Raw genomic sequence first — 13,233 nt, forward strand, 5'->3', positions numbered from 1 at the left:
CGTCTATTTAGCCAACAATAGATAGCACTGTTACAAAGTAAGCAGCGCTACTTATCCCATACTGAACATCACTTTGACGCGATCCTCACAAAAACAGGGAAAACCTCATCTCACAACGATGTAGCGAATGCAATAAAACCAAAAACAATACCTGGAAAGTTGGCTACAGCTATAGGCCAATCACGCTTTGGCCTCTTAAACATGCCATAAGTGACCCAAAGAGAGCAGTTAATCCCAGCCACTAAGGGTTGTAACCAACTACCTTTCATACCATTTAGATTATTACTAATCTGTAGAATGTAAGATATGTACATAGCCACAGCAGTAAATGTAGCCACCCAACCTAAAAATGTTAACACCCTGTTATCCATAGCACGCCTTAACAGTAACCGTTAGAGCCCTAAGCACTAATCTCCTCCATAGGGGGTAATATTCTTGCCTTATATCTAAATCGTCTAGGTAGGGTTTAACCTTAATTGACGGTAGTTACAGCTCATCAACTACTATCCTTAAACTACTGTTGAGTACGCTCTCAAAGAGGTTGCTATGGCTATACACAGGGTTCTAATTTTCCTAAGTATCTTGATTTTCATGTTTGCTCTCTCTAATGCCTATGTAAACGGCTACATCCTGAAAAATCAAAACGAAACTCTAGCTCAGAACCAAACATCTGCTACATAAGCAGTCAAAAAACAATTACTTCTACGCTTGGGTCAATACTGATTGTCGATAGATGCAACATAGCAATAAAGCTACTGCTCCTAGCGTAAGCCCCCCCAGGAAACGGGGCACCCTGCGGGATTGACCGAGTGGTCAGGCAGCAGCCTTCCAAGCTGTTTACAGGGGTTCGATTCCCCTATCCCGCTCCATATTCAGCGTTTGTAGCTCAACGGATAGAGCATTGGTCTTCTACACCAACGGTTGCGGGTTCAAATCCTGTCAGACGCGCCAGATTAACAATTGCCTTTCTTGGCCTGACCCGGTGGGCAGTGTCTTTGCTGTAAGTTCCCATCAGGATCGACCACAACGGAACCCCTAGGCGTATACACCGCACAGGCCGTTAACCCAAAAGCAAGTAAGCAAATTAGTAGTTTTTTCATCGCTGGTTACTCCAAGAAACTTTGGCAAGTATAGCGCGCACTTTTTATGCTTCAAACATTTATCCCCACTATCTATTGATAACGCTGGGGACACTCTCTTAACAGCACAGCCAGAGCCACTACTACAGCGGCTCCGCACGGTGCTGGCCATTTACTATCCATCGGGCATACCACCCACAACTCAACAGGAAATACATCATGAGCATGCTTGCTAGCCTGTTCCTGTGGACGGCCGCATTTGCTGTGTGCGGTACCGCCTCATGGGTTTGGCAACACCACATCCGACCACCTATTGACCCCAGCGAAGTAATCCCAACCCAAGCCTACTTTTGGAGCTGGCTGGTCTGTATCACTCTCTACGTAATCTTGGCCTTCACCGGCCCCTATCCCGGACACTAATTCATGGCTTCAGTTAACAAGGTAATTCTGGTGGGCAACTTAGGCCGTGACCCAGAAGTACGATACGGCGCAGAAGGTAACGCCATCTGCAATATCTCAATCGCTACTACATCAACACGCAAAGACAAAAGCTCTGGTGAACGCATAGACGATACAGAGTGGCATCGCGTGGTGCTCTATAACCGCCTCGCCGAAATCGCTGGCGAGTACCTAAAAAAAGGCCGCTCAGTCTACGTTGAAGGCCGCTTGCGCACACGCAAATGGCAAGGCCAAGACGGTAAAGATAACTACACCACTGAAATCATCGCTGACCAAATGCAAATGTTGGGTGGTCGTGATGGCGGTGGTGCCTACAGCGCACCACAACAGCAACAACAACGTGCAGCGGCTCCCCAACAAGCCCCACGTCAGCAACCCGCGGCTAATCCGTACCAAGCCCCTGTCGATAATCTCGCTGATATAGATGACGATATTCCGTTCTGAGAAACATCTGAGATTAAAGAGCAGTGACTACATTGCTAGTATCGAAACCCTGCTCTTCCGCAAACTCAAGCAATGCTTGAACCTTTGCTTTGTCGCCCTCCTTGTCTCGGGACAAAACCCAGAGATATTCACGATTCGGGGTACCAACTAGTGAATATTGATAATCATCCTGCAACTGAATAATCCAGTAGTCCCCCCAAACCATTGGCAACCAAGATAGCCAACTAGGTGCAAAGCGCACTTCCAACTTAGACGTACTGTCACCACCCGCAAGCCTGCCCTCTCCTATAGCAACCTCAACACTACCGTCTTGTAAACGACACTGGTTAGTTACTTGTAAGACGCTACCACTTTGTAAAACATAGTCCGCTTGGACATCGCCCGCACATTTACTTTGAAAACGATTAGGCAATCTTGCCTGCTCATACCACGTTCCAGCGTACTTACTGAGATCAACATCCTTTTGAACTACTAGATCTGGGTTTGGCTGCGCACAACCTGCTAACAGCATTACTAATAAAACACTGGCGCTTTTCTTCATAAGAGCTCTAGTACCTAAGACAGGAAAATTTAATGTTATTCAAAAATTTACGGGTCTACCGTTTAGATCCCGCGTGGGCGCTTGATGCTGCCCAACTCTCCAAATTACTTGAACAGCACCAGTTCCAGCCCGGTACCAGCCAAGACCCTCTATCACTCGGCTGGATTGAACCACGCGCAGGACACGGCCTAGTCTACCAAAACAACGAGCAAATCTTACTGTGCATGCGCAGTGAAAAGAAACTGCTGCCAAGCACCGTAATAAATCAGGTGGCATGTGCCAAGGCTACTGAAATCGCCGAAGAACAGGGTTATAAGCCCGGTCGCAAGCAAATGCAGGAAATCAAAGAGCAGGTAATCACCGAGCTGATGCCTCGCGCCTTTAGCGTTGCCCGTGATACCCAAGTCTGGATTGATCCAGTAAACCGCTGGCTATGTGTTGATGCAGCGGCTGCCAGTGTTGGTGATGAAGTGATGGGGTTGTTAGCTAAGACTATCAACCCATTCCCTGTGCTGCCACTTTATACAGAAACCTCGCCTGGTGGGGCCATGACCTCTTGGCTACTGGAAGATGAGGCACCCGCCAACTTCACCATCGACCAAGACACCGAACTTCGCTCCACAACCGAGAACCGTGCATTAGTGAAGTACGTGCGCCACAGCGCAGAACCTGAAGAACTCGGTCGACACATCCAAGCTGGCAAGCAATGCACCCGCCTGGCCATGACCTGGGCGGATCGCATCAGCTTTGTGCTGACCGATGCGCTGGACGTCAAACGCGTGGTTCCACTGGACATCCTGACTGAAAAACAAGACGTGACAGCCGTCAACGATGACGAAATCTTTGATGCTGACATGACCTTGATGACCGCCGAGCTGGCCAAGATGATCAGCGATCTGGTCGAGGCACTAGGCGGCGAGCGGTAAAAATGAACCACGGCTACAGCAACACCCTATAAACCCGTTTAAGAATGAATCCGAATGAGTTCACAATCTAATGGACTGCCAATCACATGCTCACTATGCCCCCCGAGCGCTATTCCACATTACCCGACCGGGTGTGAAAACCATCACTGGCACGGAGACGTAAGTAAACCTTGATTAAGGAGTTGCGTAAAAAAGGAAAGCCATTTCTATTAAATAGAAGAAAAGAACACATGCCAGGGATAAGCATGAAGCGTAGAGTGCAGTTCTTTTTCCCGAATGGTTGCCTTCCATGCGTATGCTGAAAACGATGCTGCCAACAATAAAAAAACAAAGATAATAAGGTGGCACCAAATTAACAGAAGTTGAGACGACCGATGATATAGCTATATGTGGCAAAGCAAAAACCAAGTGAAGAACAAACGCGAGCCCCGCAACTAGATAAATACTTAATAATGGACGGCGTAACTTGATGCTAGGGTATTGCTTACCTAGCCTAGACAGGCCGAGGCCTGCAATACAAGTAATAACAACGAATGCTATTACAAAGATCACACCAACTAAAAAGAATGCAGGGGCCACTGTCATTAATACACCTTTAGGTAAGGTCTGCAAAACAGTCCATCAATTGTATCTTCTGAGCTTCCGCTCCTGGCCGAAAGCTGCGGTTGCGGGCCCAACTATGAAGAATTTCTCGCCTATACCCGTAAGGATCATAACCGAACCTCTGTGACTAATGCATAGGCCCCCACCCCTATGAAGTATCACTACTACAGCAACACCCCATAACCCCGCCTGATTTACTCAACCGGGGTTTTTCTTTACCCACTCTCAACCAACTCTAACGGAGGCCGTCAATGCGTCAGAACCTGAGCATGCCTGAGTGCGCAAGCCAGTCCATGAGCAACCTCTTCTATGTACAAGATAGCCGCAGCTACGTTGGGAACGACATGCTGTTTTGGGGGCTGAACGGCAATGGCTACACCACCGACCTAAGGAAAGCCCAGCTTTACACCCAAGAACAAGCCCAGTCGATGCACAACAACCGAGAGACTGACATCCCTTGGCCCAAGGAATACATCGACGCAAAGACGCGGCCAGCCGTGGACATGCAGTACGTCAAACGCACTGAGGCTCTGGCCGGGACGGGGATTGTCCTAGCTGAGAGAAAACCCAGACGAAAGGAACAGGTCCGCTGCCAGGGCTGCGGCTCATTTATTTCCGAGACCAACTTTTGGGGCGGATGTTGCCCACGGTGCCAGACGGATAACAGGCCATGAGTGACTTGGTCCTACCCCTGAAGCGCGAATACTTCGAGCAGATCAAGGCCGGTGAAAAGTGGTTTGAATACCGGCTCAGCAACGAATACTGGTGCAAGCGGCTTCACCGTGGCGGCCCCTACGACCGCATCATCCTGACGCTAGGATACCCGCGCAAAGACGACACCGAGCGCCGCATCGTTCGGCCCTGGCGCGGCTACACCATCAAAACCATCGTTCACCCGCATTTCGGCCCTGAGCCTGTGCAGGTGTTCGCTATCGACGTGAGGCCGGAATGACAGCTACTGTTTTAGACCCCTGCTGCGGTGGCCGCATGATGTGGTTCAACCGCCAGGACCAACGCTGTTTGTTTGGCGACATGCGGCACGAATCCCTAATCGTTACCGACCGCACCCACAAAGAGGACGGCACAAGGGCCATTCATGTGCACCCTGACATGCAAATGGACTTCCGTGCGCTGCCCTTTCCCGATAACACCTTTTATCACGTTGCCTTTGACCCGCCACACCTGGTACGGGCAGGCAAGCGTAGCTGGATGGCGGCCAAGTACGGGAAGCTGGGTGACGACTGGCGCGACGATTTACGCCTAGGGTTTGCAGAGTGCTTCCGCGTACTGCGCCCCCACGGCACGCTGAATTTCAAATGGAACGAAACACAGATACCTGTGCGTAATGTTCTGGCCTGCACCGACGTAGCCCCCTTATATGGCCACCGCTCAGGTCGGCTGAACAAAACCCACTGGATCACCTTTATTAAGCCATGAGGCACACATGACACAGATACAAGCACTCGAAAACCTAAGCCAGCCTGAGCTGGTGAAGCTAGTCCAAACCGAACGCCAGCAGCATGCAGATGATATGGACATGCTGTCTAAAGAGTTGGCTGAGCGCCCCCACGCTAAGATTGATCGACCCATGGCTATTGGCTGCGGCCGTTTTGGTGTAGGCATAAAGGCATCCACCGTCCTTGATGCAGCTGCTCGTCACTATGATTTTGTGACCAACGAGAAACGGGAACAAGACCGCATCGAGCTAGGCAAACTTAAAGCCGATAATTTCCTGCAGTACGGCGCACCAACCGACCTTGAGGCATATAAGGCTTGGCTGGAAAAGGTTAGTAGCCCTACCCCTGCCGCACCTACCGTTCCCGCTGAGACATTGAGAGTATGCGGCGTGATCGCTAACAAGATCGAAGAAGGTGCGTTGTCTCATGTTGGCTTTTATAGCAACACTGCGCTTTCGGAGTTTATTCGCCAACTAATGCGCGCTGTTGCTGCAATGTCCCCTATCGCCCCTGTTGCGCCACAAATCCCGCGTGCGCCATACAGCGTTGAGGCTCGCGTATTCTCGTTAGCCACTGATGCCGAGGCTTCGATCTACATTGCCTCTGTACCGCTTAGCGCTTGCACCTGCCCAGGCTCTGGCGACGGCTCACTGCGATGGCCTTGCCCTGTGCATCCGCCTGAAGATGGTGTGATTTAAAACTGAAATTCACGATGCATCTAAGGATGCCTCATTAGCCGTTAGTTTGATTTTCAGAACATCAGGTAGTGTCACTGTAATAAGTTCACTATCGCTAGTGCCACGCCTGTCTAAAACAACAGAGTGGATAGCCTCTTTGTGCAATACATAAGCCTCTAAGCACATATCTGCATTGCGCAACTCTCTACCCACCAGCCTTTCTAATGCATAAAGCGACACTTGCGCTATAACCTTTTGGTTTTCTGCAGTATGAAAAGAAAATATGATTCGAGCCGGACTTATTTGATACTTAACTGATTCATCCACACCCATGAGGCCCTCCTTTTCAGCACACAGAGTCTCGTAAATTATGATTTCCACCAACTGATGAACAGTCTACAACATTACCCCCTCCACTTGTCAGACGTGGAGTATCCCTAGTCTCTTCTTTTTCTCCACTTCTTCAATAGGAAGAAAATAAACAGAACAAGGAGGTAGAGTAAAAATACCAATATAAAAAAGGCGAAAACTCTCAACCAAAGAAACAACCACTGACTGATATGGAACATATCGCCCCCAATGACGCGATGTCTAAAAGTCAAAACCTGATACCAATCTAATATTATGTTACCCACACTTGATGCTTATAGGTGAGGTCTTGTTACTTTTTCCATGAAAAAAGGCATCAAAACCTGATGCCTTTCAAACGCGAAACCCTACGTTTTCTCCACCTATAAAAAGTGACGCTTAGAGATACAGGTCCTTGCTTTTTATCGCCAAGCTTCCAATAAGCCTTTTATTAGCCTAGACGTCAGGCTTTCTTGGCGGGACTCTTGCTGCTGTTTTTGTTTGAGTACGAAGCGTTGAATTTTGTCTCTATGAGTGTGGTATGTCTCTATGCAGCCCTGAATACTCAATTGCTGCCCAGCTAAAACCTCCAGCTTGTCCTGAGGCACCCAGCCCCACACTTTTTCACCTGAAACAAGAAATGTAAACACCACCCCGGGCGGGTCATCCTCATATTTCGCTACTAACGTCTGCATACTCACCTCTTGAAACCAAATATCTGCCCAAAGCTCATATCTGGACAGCAGCATAAATGAAAGGGTTATTGTGATTTAAATGCGTGACTTAGAACCTCAACTGTAAGGCTCAGCAATAGTCTACTTAGCAACTTTTTATACACCGCACATCAAATGTAACTAAATACAAATCCCCCCCAACAACAGACACAGACTAACGCCCCGCAGCTGCGGGGTTTTTATTGGATACGCCATGATATCTAAAGGACAAAGCTATTATGAGCACCAGAGTAAGGAAAAACTCACTTACGCTAAATGACCCTGAGTTAACAGAAATCACAGGGAAGACCCGCAACAAAGGGCGAATTGAGGTGCTCACACAAATGGGCATCCCATTCCGTATTCGCCCTGATGGTTCACTTGTAGTGCTTAAAGCTGTTATTGAAGTGGAGTTAGGCTATGCGCCCAAAGAAACACAATCGGCACCTCCCCGCCTGCGTATACCTAAAGCACGGGGCTTATTACTATGTCAAAAACAATAAGTGGACACGCCTGGGGGACAATTTGCACGATGCACTGGTTGCCCACGCCCGCATTGTTGCCATTCCAAAAGAAGGTGTAGCATCGCTTATCACCAAAGCCATGCCATTCATCTCTGAAAAAGTCGCCCCCTCCACACGTAAGCAGTATCAGTATTGCGAACGAATCCTTAAAGAAATGTTTGCTGAATTTACTCCGGAGCAAGTAACCCATGGCAGCGTAGTGCAAATGCTTGATGTATGGCGGCACAGCCCAGCAACTGCCAATCGACTGCTAACAGTTTTAAAGCAGATTTTTCAATGGGCACTTGACCGCGAAATAGTAGATAGAAACCCCTGTGAGTCAGTGAAACGCCTGACCACGGAATCACGCGATCGCCTCATTACACAAGATGAGTTCGACAAGATTCATGCAGCAGCACCGGACTGGCTACAGGTTGTTATGGACCTCTGTTACTACACAGGGCAACGGATTGGCGATGTGCTAACCATCCGCTACGCCGACATAACAGAGGAAGGCATCTACTTCGAGCAGCAAAAAACAGGTAAAAAACTAACTGTAGGATGGTCTGAAGGCTTACAGGCTACAATAGAAAGAGCTGCCCTCATCACGAAGAATCCTTCATCTGAGTTTATAGTGCCTACATACAAGGGCACTGCGCGACGACACACAAACGTATGGCGGTTTTTCAAAGAAAGCGCAGCTAAGGCTGGTGTAGAAAACGTAACGCTGCACGACCTCCGGGCAATGTCAGGCACTGACGCTGACCGTGAAGGTAAAGACCCGATGCTCTTGCTAGGTCATACCGACAGAAAAACCACCCAAATTTACCTGCGTGATAAGACCATTCAGGTTGTTTCTGGCCCCACCAGAAAGCAAGGTAAAAACGTCTAAGTATTAGACAGGTTTTAGAATCTTAGACAAAACCCAAAAAAGCCCCCTATATTTCAATAGGTTAAAAATAGGTCATGTACTCGACCATCCCTTGTCCGCTTTGTTTCTTTTCTGCTGTCATACGACTCTCCTGTTGTCTGTAGCAGCAGTTTGGAACAAAGCAGCGCCCTCCTCAATTCGTAAGATTGAGGGCGGATAAAGTGATGTAGGGGACTAAATTAAGGAAGCGGGGGTGCTAGGGTTTGGCTTTTTATACCGATTAAAGAAGTCTTCACCACACATGCGTTTAACGAAGTCTGCATTAGCTGTGGTTGCCGATACGGGCTTATCTTTTGCTACATAAATAAAATGTTCTTGGACATTGCCTGTAGCATCTTGAGAGGTGGGCCTAGCATTCTCCACTCTATTCACATCGTAGTTCACACAATAACCAATGGTGGTTGATGGTTTGTTATCCTTCACTGCCACCCATAGAACCACAGCCTTATAGTGTGTCATTGCTACAAAGCTTATGCAGACGTTTAGACAAGAAAAAACGCCACCAACCCTTTCGGACTGGTGGCGTAAAGTTTTCCATTCCTTCTCAAGAATGAAAAAACATGCGGTTACTATTATGTATCATTTGAAGTCAAAACAAAACAGCTACAGCCTATAAATAACATCTTATTACTCTATATACTGTCCCAGCACAGTAACTTATGACACATCATGGCAAAAGCAACCGTCGCATTATTAAGAACCCTTATTAGCAGTCCATATTAAATAGAAAAATCATATGAAAGCTAAGAAATACCGCCAAACTAATTAACGCTAAGACAGTTGGCAGTAGAAAAAGAAAAACCCCAGCATGATTTCTCATGCTGGGGTTTCTTATTGGTTGCGGGAGCAGGATTTGAACCTACGACCTTCGGGTTATGAGCCCGACGAGCTACCATGCTGCTCCATCCCGCGTCTGACCAAATAAAAACCTCGCCACAAAAGCGAGGCTTTAAAAATCTTTATCAACCATTACTGTATCGATAGACAGTATTATGAGGCCTAAAAGATATCCTGTCAAGCACTAAAGTGATTATCTTAGTTTTGAGGGTTATTACGCCTGAAAAGCTCCCACTCTTCGGCCACGCTACCATCTGGCAAGGTGCAGATCCCCACTTGCCCACCCGCTTGGCCTTGAATGCTTACTGTCCCACCCATATCCACACAATAGGCAGAAGCCGGGTTCGCCATACCGGCTTTTTGCTCTATTGGCGCACAGCCTGCCAATAACACTGCTGCAACTACTATTCCAATGCGGTACATAATTGCTCCTCAAAATACTATGTGATGGGTATAGCACTGCTAGCAACAATACATGTGACGAATATCACCAAATCAGTATGATATGAAACCCACCCTATTGCTAACAACCCCGCTCTTTACATGTATACGCCAAACAGCTTATGTAATTGAGACTCGTCGACTTTTAAATGCCCTTTCCAACCAGCCCAGGGCATTTCCATATCCGATCGCCCTTTAGTGTTCTTCAGCTGATTTTCACAACTCACGATGTCTCCAAAGTTAGCCCATGCACTATCGCTTAACACAATGAACTGATTGGGTATCACGCCTAGCCTTGCCAAACTATCTAGTATGCCGCGTTTAGTATGGACATCACCCTTGATAATCTTCGCTGCAGTTAAGCGTTTTTCAAACTGTCCAGGCGTCTCGTCATCAGGCGCATTGCGCAGCAAATCAATCAAGCTGAGAAAGGCCTGTTTATCCTCTGCTGTCGCGACCACTGCTGGCTGAGTTAACAAATGGGTTAAGTTCAAATATGCGTAGGTAGGCGTACTACTGTAAGCATTCCCTGCATACAAACAGTACTGAAAATGGGAGTCATGCAAACATTTAGGTTCGTTATAGTCAGCACACACCCAGCAACAACGGTATTCGGGCCTCTCTAGATAATGATGGGCAGCAATATTACTCAGTTTGTACCATGCCGATAGTACCGATCGCCCTCGCAAATAGCTGCCGCCGACTCCCGCAATGAAAGTAGTCAGTATGCGTTCTTGCGTGATTTCGGGACTGTTTTTTAGCGACAGCAGTTTTCCAATCACATCATTATGATCAGCAAAATACGTGATGGTATTACTTTGCCACTGATGCTCTTGCAAAATATCGCGCTCTTTATCGCTCAGTATTTGCTCATTGTAGATAGACACACGACGCTCTGCATCGTACTCACCATTTTGATACTTATACAGCTTGCGTAGTACACGCATTAGCTTGGGTGTCATGCGAAACGAACCTTTTGTACAGTTAGGAAGGGTTAGCAGATACGCCTAGGGCAGGCTACCTATTGTCCGTAGCATTAACGCCCGCGTGTTTTGAACCAAATGTAGGCAATACCTACTGGAGCAATAATCCACGCCATCACAAACAAGACTAGGTTAATGATGATCTTCCCTACCAACATCACCCACGTGTTGATGTAGAAAACGTTATCGCCAAACACAAAGCGTTTTAGTTCGTCGTACACCAATTTGGAAAATGGGAAAAGGATTAAGCAAACCACACCAGGAATAATGCGATTCCACAGCCCATTGGTGCTCCACCCTATATTGTTTTCCATGAATAGAAACAAGGCAAAATACAGAGCACCTACGCAATACGCTCTAATCAAATAGGTTCTATCCAGTGAACCAAATATCCTAGAAAACATGTATACCCCTAGCCCGCGTTAGTCGTTTACCTAAAAAGTGGCTCAGTATACAGCGCAGACCTGCGTATGCACATGACAAGATCGTCACGCTCTGCAACGAATAACAACCTTAGCGACGAGCTACGCGTCTACGGCAATAAACCACTTAGGCTGCATATCATCAAAATCTTTACGTATATTCGACGGTAAATAACTAGCAGAATCCAACACAGCAGCTTCGCCTTGGGCACGTTTAAACACTACCCAATGCCAGAAGTCTTTCCCATTTTCTTGGTGGTGTTTAATGGATAGCAACGCAGTATTGGGCAGTGTTTCCCACGATTCAAAAGGTAGCTCATCTGCAGAAGTTTTGATGCCTGCATGACTGAGTAGCCTACGTACATAGTGAGTATCTGACCACAGCGACGTGTCTTCCGCGTAGATGCCCATCGCATTGGCAGTAGCCTTCATTTCCGCGTATGTTTTACCCAAAATATTGGCGACCGATGCAATACCACACCCGGTGGTTTCTTCTTGTACGACTACGTTCATGCTAAATGCCCCTCTGGCCTATAGAAACCCATTGATATGCTCACTATCTCTTTACTTTACACGTAGCCAAATAAAGAAACCATGCACTATGACTAGGCATGGTTTCCGGGTGTTGCGACACGGTAATACTTACAGCGTTATAAGGACGTTTTGCGTTTTAATGCCACCAACCCTACTGCCGTCAGTACAGCAAAGCCCGCCCCTACCAAGAACGTGCCTTGGAAGCCCACCACGTCCCACAACAAACCGGCCACTACACTGGCAATAAATAACGCAATACCCGTTAACAGGTTGAACATACCAAAAGCTGTACCGCGCAATTCTGTTGGTGCGCAATCGGCAATCAAGGCGGCAAACAACCCTTGGGTAAAGCCCATGTGCAGCCCCCATAGCACTACACCTACTAGCAAACCGGTTAAGCCCGGCACTAACGCAATCACTACGTCAGCTGCAATCAATAGCGTCAAACCTATGCCCAACACGCTGATTCTATTGATGCGATCAGATAAGGCGCCAGCGGGATACGCAGAGACCGAAAACGCTAGACTCATCAACACTAGCACTATGGGCGTCCACATAATTTCTATGCCTACTGCCTCGGCGCGCAAAATCAAGAAAGCTTCGCTGAAACGCGCTAAGGCAAATACGCCCCCTACACCGGCCACCCACCAGTAATCACTGCCCAACTTCACTAAATCACGCCATTTCAAGACCTTTTTAGGATCTTTTTTCAATGATCCTGGCGCAGGATCTTTGACATACACAATCAGCACAAATACCGCTAAAAATGCTGGAATGACTGCAATCCAAAATACGCTTTGGAAAGAATCTGCAGTGAGCCACATCAACCCTATGGCCAGCAAAGGCCCTAAGAATGCACCTATAGTGTCTAAGGTTTGGCGTAAGCCAAAGGCGGCACCGCGTAATTCAGCAGGCGTAATATCCGCTACCAGCGCATCGCGTGGCGCACCACGTATGCCTTTGCCTATACGATCTACGAACCTTGCTCCTACCAGCCACCCTAAGGTGCCTGCCAAGGGAAAGACTGGTTTGGTTAAGGCGCCCAAGCCATAACCACATACCGCCAAAATCTTGCGTTTGCCTAACCTGTCACTTACCGCCCCAGAGAACACTTTAGTGATGGACGCCACTGCCTCGGCTATACCTTCAATAAAGCCCACACTAAGTGCTGATGTCCCCAGCACCGTTACCATGTAGATAGGTAATAAAGCGTGGATCATTTCTGATGAAATATCCATCAACATAGAGACAAAGCCTAGTGCCCAAACGCCGCCCGGTACTGCTTTCCAACCACGTTGCTGTGTTGCGTGCTTCATGTGTCATCCATAAAAAAAC

Annotated in this window: 20 protein-coding genes and 3 tRNA genes; 11 read left to right on the top strand and 12 right to left on the bottom strand. The window is 47.7% G+C overall.

The annotated features are described in order from the left end of the window. Nucleotides 1-110 precede the first annotated feature (110 nt). Nucleotides 111-371 (bottom strand): SemiSWEET family transporter, encoded by a 261-nt coding sequence (locus tag ACLO87_RS09545; RefSeq protein WP_430223531.1) that lies wholly within the window; start codon nt 369-371, stop codon nt 111-113. 424 nt (nt 372-795) lie between these two features. On the opposite strand from ACLO87_RS09545, the gene ACLO87_RS09550 reads away from it, so the two are divergent. The 4 genes from ACLO87_RS09550 (at nt 796) to ssb (ending at nt 1,982) form a co-directional block, all read left to right on the top strand. Continuing rightward, a tRNA-Gly gene (locus ACLO87_RS09550) sits at nt 796-869 on the top strand. A gap of 6 nt (nt 870-875) precedes the next feature. After that, nucleotides 876-951, top strand: a tRNA-Arg gene (locus tag ACLO87_RS09555). A gap of 347 nt (nt 952-1,298) precedes the next feature. Beyond that, nucleotides 1,299-1,499 (top strand): hypothetical protein, encoded by a 201-nt coding sequence (locus ACLO87_RS09560; RefSeq protein WP_135862800.1) that lies wholly within the window; start codon nt 1,299-1,301, stop codon nt 1,497-1,499. Nucleotides 1,500-1,502: 3 nt separating this feature from the next. Then, nucleotides 1,503-1,982 carry a single-stranded DNA-binding protein gene (gene ssb, locus ACLO87_RS09565; protein ID WP_135862798.1) on the top strand — a complete coding sequence of 160 codons (480 nt, stop codon included), beginning with the start codon at nt 1,503-1,505 and terminating at the stop codon, nt 1,980-1,982. A 13-nt stretch (nt 1,983-1,995) separates the two neighbouring features. Here ssb and ACLO87_RS09570 read toward each other — a convergent pair whose 3' ends face one another. Beyond that, nucleotides 1,996-2,523, bottom strand: coding sequence for a lipocalin family protein (locus ACLO87_RS09570; protein WP_430223532.1), 528 nt, complete (start codon nt 2,521-2,523; stop codon nt 1,996-1,998). Nucleotides 2,524-2,555: 32 nt separating this feature from the next. Between ACLO87_RS09570 and ACLO87_RS09575 the strand changes: the two genes are divergently transcribed. After that, a complete protein-coding gene (locus ACLO87_RS09575) occupies nt 2,556-3,449 on the top strand; it encodes a recombination-associated protein RdgC (protein WP_135865868.1) in 894 nt (297 codons plus the stop codon). Between the two features lie 174 nt (nt 3,450-3,623). Here the strand turns inward: ACLO87_RS09575 and ACLO87_RS09580 are convergent, their stop codons facing one another. Next, nucleotides 3,624-4,034 (bottom strand): hypothetical protein, encoded by a 411-nt coding sequence (locus ACLO87_RS09580; protein WP_135865867.1) that lies wholly within the window; start codon nt 4,032-4,034, stop codon nt 3,624-3,626. Nucleotides 4,035-4,303: 269 nt separating this feature from the next. Between ACLO87_RS09580 and ACLO87_RS09585 the strand changes: the two genes are divergently transcribed. Genes ACLO87_RS09585 through ACLO87_RS09600 form a run of 4 tightly spaced genes read left to right on the top strand, consistent with a single transcriptional unit; the run spans nt 4,304 to nt 6,207 of the window. Further along, nucleotides 4,304-4,726 (top strand): hypothetical protein, encoded by a 423-nt coding sequence (locus ACLO87_RS09585; protein ID WP_430223533.1) that lies wholly within the window; start codon nt 4,304-4,306, stop codon nt 4,724-4,726. Beyond that, nucleotides 4,723-5,004 (top strand): ASCH domain-containing protein, encoded by a 282-nt coding sequence (locus ACLO87_RS09590; RefSeq protein ID WP_430223534.1) that lies wholly within the window; start codon nt 4,723-4,725, stop codon nt 5,002-5,004. The genes ACLO87_RS09585 and ACLO87_RS09590 overlap by 4 nt, the downstream gene beginning before the upstream one ends. After that, the gene (locus ACLO87_RS09595; protein WP_430223535.1) at nt 5,001-5,489 is read left to right on the top strand and encodes a class I SAM-dependent methyltransferase; all 489 of its coding nucleotides are present in this window, start codon (nt 5,001-5,003) and stop codon (nt 5,487-5,489) included. Before ACLO87_RS09590 ends, ACLO87_RS09595 begins: the two co-directional genes overlap by 4 nt. Before the next feature lie 7 nt (nt 5,490-5,496). Continuing rightward, nucleotides 5,497-6,207, top strand: a complete 711-nt coding sequence (locus tag ACLO87_RS09600) for a hypothetical protein (protein ID WP_135865861.1) — start codon at nt 5,497-5,499, stop codon at nt 6,205-6,207. 9 nt (nt 6,208-6,216) lie between these two features. Here ACLO87_RS09600 and ACLO87_RS09605 read toward each other — a convergent pair whose 3' ends face one another. Beyond that, entirely contained in the window at nt 6,217-6,519 is a 303-nt protein-coding gene (locus tag ACLO87_RS09605; RefSeq protein ID WP_135865859.1) for a hypothetical protein, read from the bottom strand. A gap of 437 nt (nt 6,520-6,956) precedes the next feature. Beyond that, a complete protein-coding gene (locus ACLO87_RS09610) occupies nt 6,957-7,229 on the bottom strand; it encodes a DUF1488 family protein (RefSeq protein WP_168246889.1) in 273 nt (90 codons plus the stop codon). Between the two features lie 257 nt (nt 7,230-7,486). Between ACLO87_RS09610 and ACLO87_RS09615 the strand changes: the two genes are divergently transcribed. Together ACLO87_RS09615 and ACLO87_RS09620 are read left to right on the top strand one after the other, a co-directional pair. Beyond that, nucleotides 7,487-7,750 (top strand): DUF4224 domain-containing protein, encoded by a 264-nt coding sequence (locus ACLO87_RS09615; RefSeq protein ID WP_135865856.1) that lies wholly within the window; start codon nt 7,487-7,489, stop codon nt 7,748-7,750. A gap of 22 nt (nt 7,751-7,772) precedes the next feature. Continuing rightward, complete coding sequence (locus ACLO87_RS09620) at nt 7,773-8,642, top strand: tyrosine-type recombinase/integrase (protein WP_430223536.1); 870 nt, start codon at nt 7,773-7,775, stop codon at nt 8,640-8,642. Between the two features lie 213 nt (nt 8,643-8,855). Here ACLO87_RS09620 and ACLO87_RS09625 read toward each other — a convergent pair whose 3' ends face one another. The 7 genes from ACLO87_RS09625 to ACLO87_RS09655 all read right to left on the bottom strand — a co-directional run bounded on the left by ACLO87_RS09625 (nt 8,856) and on the right by ACLO87_RS09655 (nt 13,214). Then, on the bottom strand, nt 8,856-9,140 hold the full coding sequence (locus tag ACLO87_RS09625; RefSeq protein WP_430223537.1) for a hypothetical protein: 285 nt from the start codon (nt 9,138-9,140) through the stop codon (nt 8,856-8,858). A gap of 376 nt (nt 9,141-9,516) precedes the next feature. Next, nucleotides 9,517-9,593: transfer RNA gene (locus ACLO87_RS09630), tRNA-Met, on the bottom strand. A gap of 123 nt (nt 9,594-9,716) precedes the next feature. Next, nucleotides 9,717-9,941, bottom strand: a complete 225-nt coding sequence (locus ACLO87_RS09635) for a putative hemolysin (RefSeq protein ID WP_430223538.1) — start codon at nt 9,939-9,941, stop codon at nt 9,717-9,719. A 116-nt stretch (nt 9,942-10,057) separates the two neighbouring features. After that, nucleotides 10,058-10,921 (bottom strand): hypothetical protein, encoded by an 864-nt coding sequence (locus ACLO87_RS09640; RefSeq protein WP_430223539.1) that lies wholly within the window; start codon nt 10,919-10,921, stop codon nt 10,058-10,060. Nucleotides 10,922-10,995: 74 nt separating this feature from the next. Then, complete coding sequence (locus ACLO87_RS09645) at nt 10,996-11,346, bottom strand: hypothetical protein (protein ID WP_135866739.1); 351 nt, start codon at nt 11,344-11,346, stop codon at nt 10,996-10,998. Nucleotides 11,347-11,466: 120 nt separating this feature from the next. Next, nucleotides 11,467-11,877, bottom strand: a complete 411-nt coding sequence (locus ACLO87_RS09650) for a hypothetical protein (RefSeq protein ID WP_430223540.1) — start codon at nt 11,875-11,877, stop codon at nt 11,467-11,469. A 137-nt stretch (nt 11,878-12,014) separates the two neighbouring features. Continuing rightward, the gene (locus ACLO87_RS09655; RefSeq protein ID WP_430223541.1) at nt 12,015-13,214 is read right to left on the bottom strand and encodes an MFS transporter; all 1,200 of its coding nucleotides are present in this window, start codon (nt 13,212-13,214) and stop codon (nt 12,015-12,017) included. Between the last annotated feature and the right edge of the window lie 19 nt (nt 13,215-13,233).

Origin of the sequence: Paenalcaligenes sp. Me52, assembly GCF_050487965.1 — a bacterium.
Lineage (GTDB): Bacteria > Pseudomonadota > Gammaproteobacteria > Burkholderiales > Burkholderiaceae_B > Paenalcaligenes.

Excerpts from the sequence above, each read along its gene's own strand:
- ACLO87_RS09645 (WP_135866739.1), bottom strand. The coding sequence starts at position 11,346 with ATGTTTTCTAGGATATTTGGTTCACTGGATAGAACCTATTTGATTAGA.
- ACLO87_RS09580 (WP_135865867.1), bottom strand. The coding sequence starts at position 4,034 with ATGACAGTGGCCCCTGCATTCTTTTTAGTTGGTGTGATCTTTGTAATA.
- ACLO87_RS09650 (WP_430223540.1), bottom strand. The coding sequence starts at position 11,877 with ATGAACGTAGTCGTACAAGAAGAAACCACCGGGTGTGGTATTGCATCG.
- ACLO87_RS09560 (WP_135862800.1), top strand. The coding sequence starts at position 1,299 with ATGAGCATGCTTGCTAGCCTGTTCCTGTGGACGGCCGCATTTGCTGTG.
- ACLO87_RS09590 (WP_430223534.1), top strand. The coding sequence starts at position 4,723 with ATGAGTGACTTGGTCCTACCCCTGAAGCGCGAATACTTCGAGCAGATC.
- ssb (WP_135862798.1), top strand. The coding sequence starts at position 1,503 with ATGGCTTCAGTTAACAAGGTAATTCTGGTGGGCAACTTAGGCCGTGAC.
- ACLO87_RS09570 (WP_430223532.1), bottom strand. The coding sequence starts at position 2,523 with ATGAAGAAAAGCGCCAGTGTTTTATTAGTAATGCTGTTAGCAGGTTGT.
- ACLO87_RS09585 (WP_430223533.1), top strand. The coding sequence starts at position 4,304 with ATGCGTCAGAACCTGAGCATGCCTGAGTGCGCAAGCCAGTCCATGAGC.
- ACLO87_RS09640 (WP_430223539.1), bottom strand. The coding sequence starts at position 10,921 with ATGACACCCAAGCTAATGCGTGTACTACGCAAGCTGTATAAGTATCAA.
- ACLO87_RS09615 (WP_135865856.1), top strand. The coding sequence starts at position 7,487 with ATGAGCACCAGAGTAAGGAAAAACTCACTTACGCTAAATGACCCTGAG.
- ACLO87_RS09575 (WP_135865868.1), top strand. The coding sequence starts at position 2,556 with ATGTTATTCAAAAATTTACGGGTCTACCGTTTAGATCCCGCGTGGGCG.
- ACLO87_RS09545 (WP_430223531.1), bottom strand. The coding sequence starts at position 371 with ATGGATAACAGGGTGTTAACATTTTTAGGTTGGGTGGCTACATTTACT.
- ACLO87_RS09655 (WP_430223541.1), bottom strand. The coding sequence starts at position 13,214 with ATGAAGCACGCAACACAGCAACGTGGTTGGAAAGCAGTACCGGGCGGC.
- ACLO87_RS09610 (WP_168246889.1), bottom strand. The coding sequence starts at position 7,229 with ATGCAGACGTTAGTAGCGAAATATGAGGATGACCCGCCCGGGGTGGTG.
- ACLO87_RS09635 (WP_430223538.1), bottom strand. The coding sequence starts at position 9,941 with ATGTACCGCATTGGAATAGTAGTTGCAGCAGTGTTATTGGCAGGCTGT.
- ACLO87_RS09595 (WP_430223535.1), top strand. The coding sequence starts at position 5,001 with ATGACAGCTACTGTTTTAGACCCCTGCTGCGGTGGCCGCATGATGTGG.
- ACLO87_RS09605 (WP_135865859.1), bottom strand. The coding sequence starts at position 6,519 with ATGGGTGTGGATGAATCAGTTAAGTATCAAATAAGTCCGGCTCGAATC.
- ACLO87_RS09625 (WP_430223537.1), bottom strand. The coding sequence starts at position 9,140 with ATGACACACTATAAGGCTGTGGTTCTATGGGTGGCAGTGAAGGATAAC.
- ACLO87_RS09600 (WP_135865861.1), top strand. The coding sequence starts at position 5,497 with ATGACACAGATACAAGCACTCGAAAACCTAAGCCAGCCTGAGCTGGTG.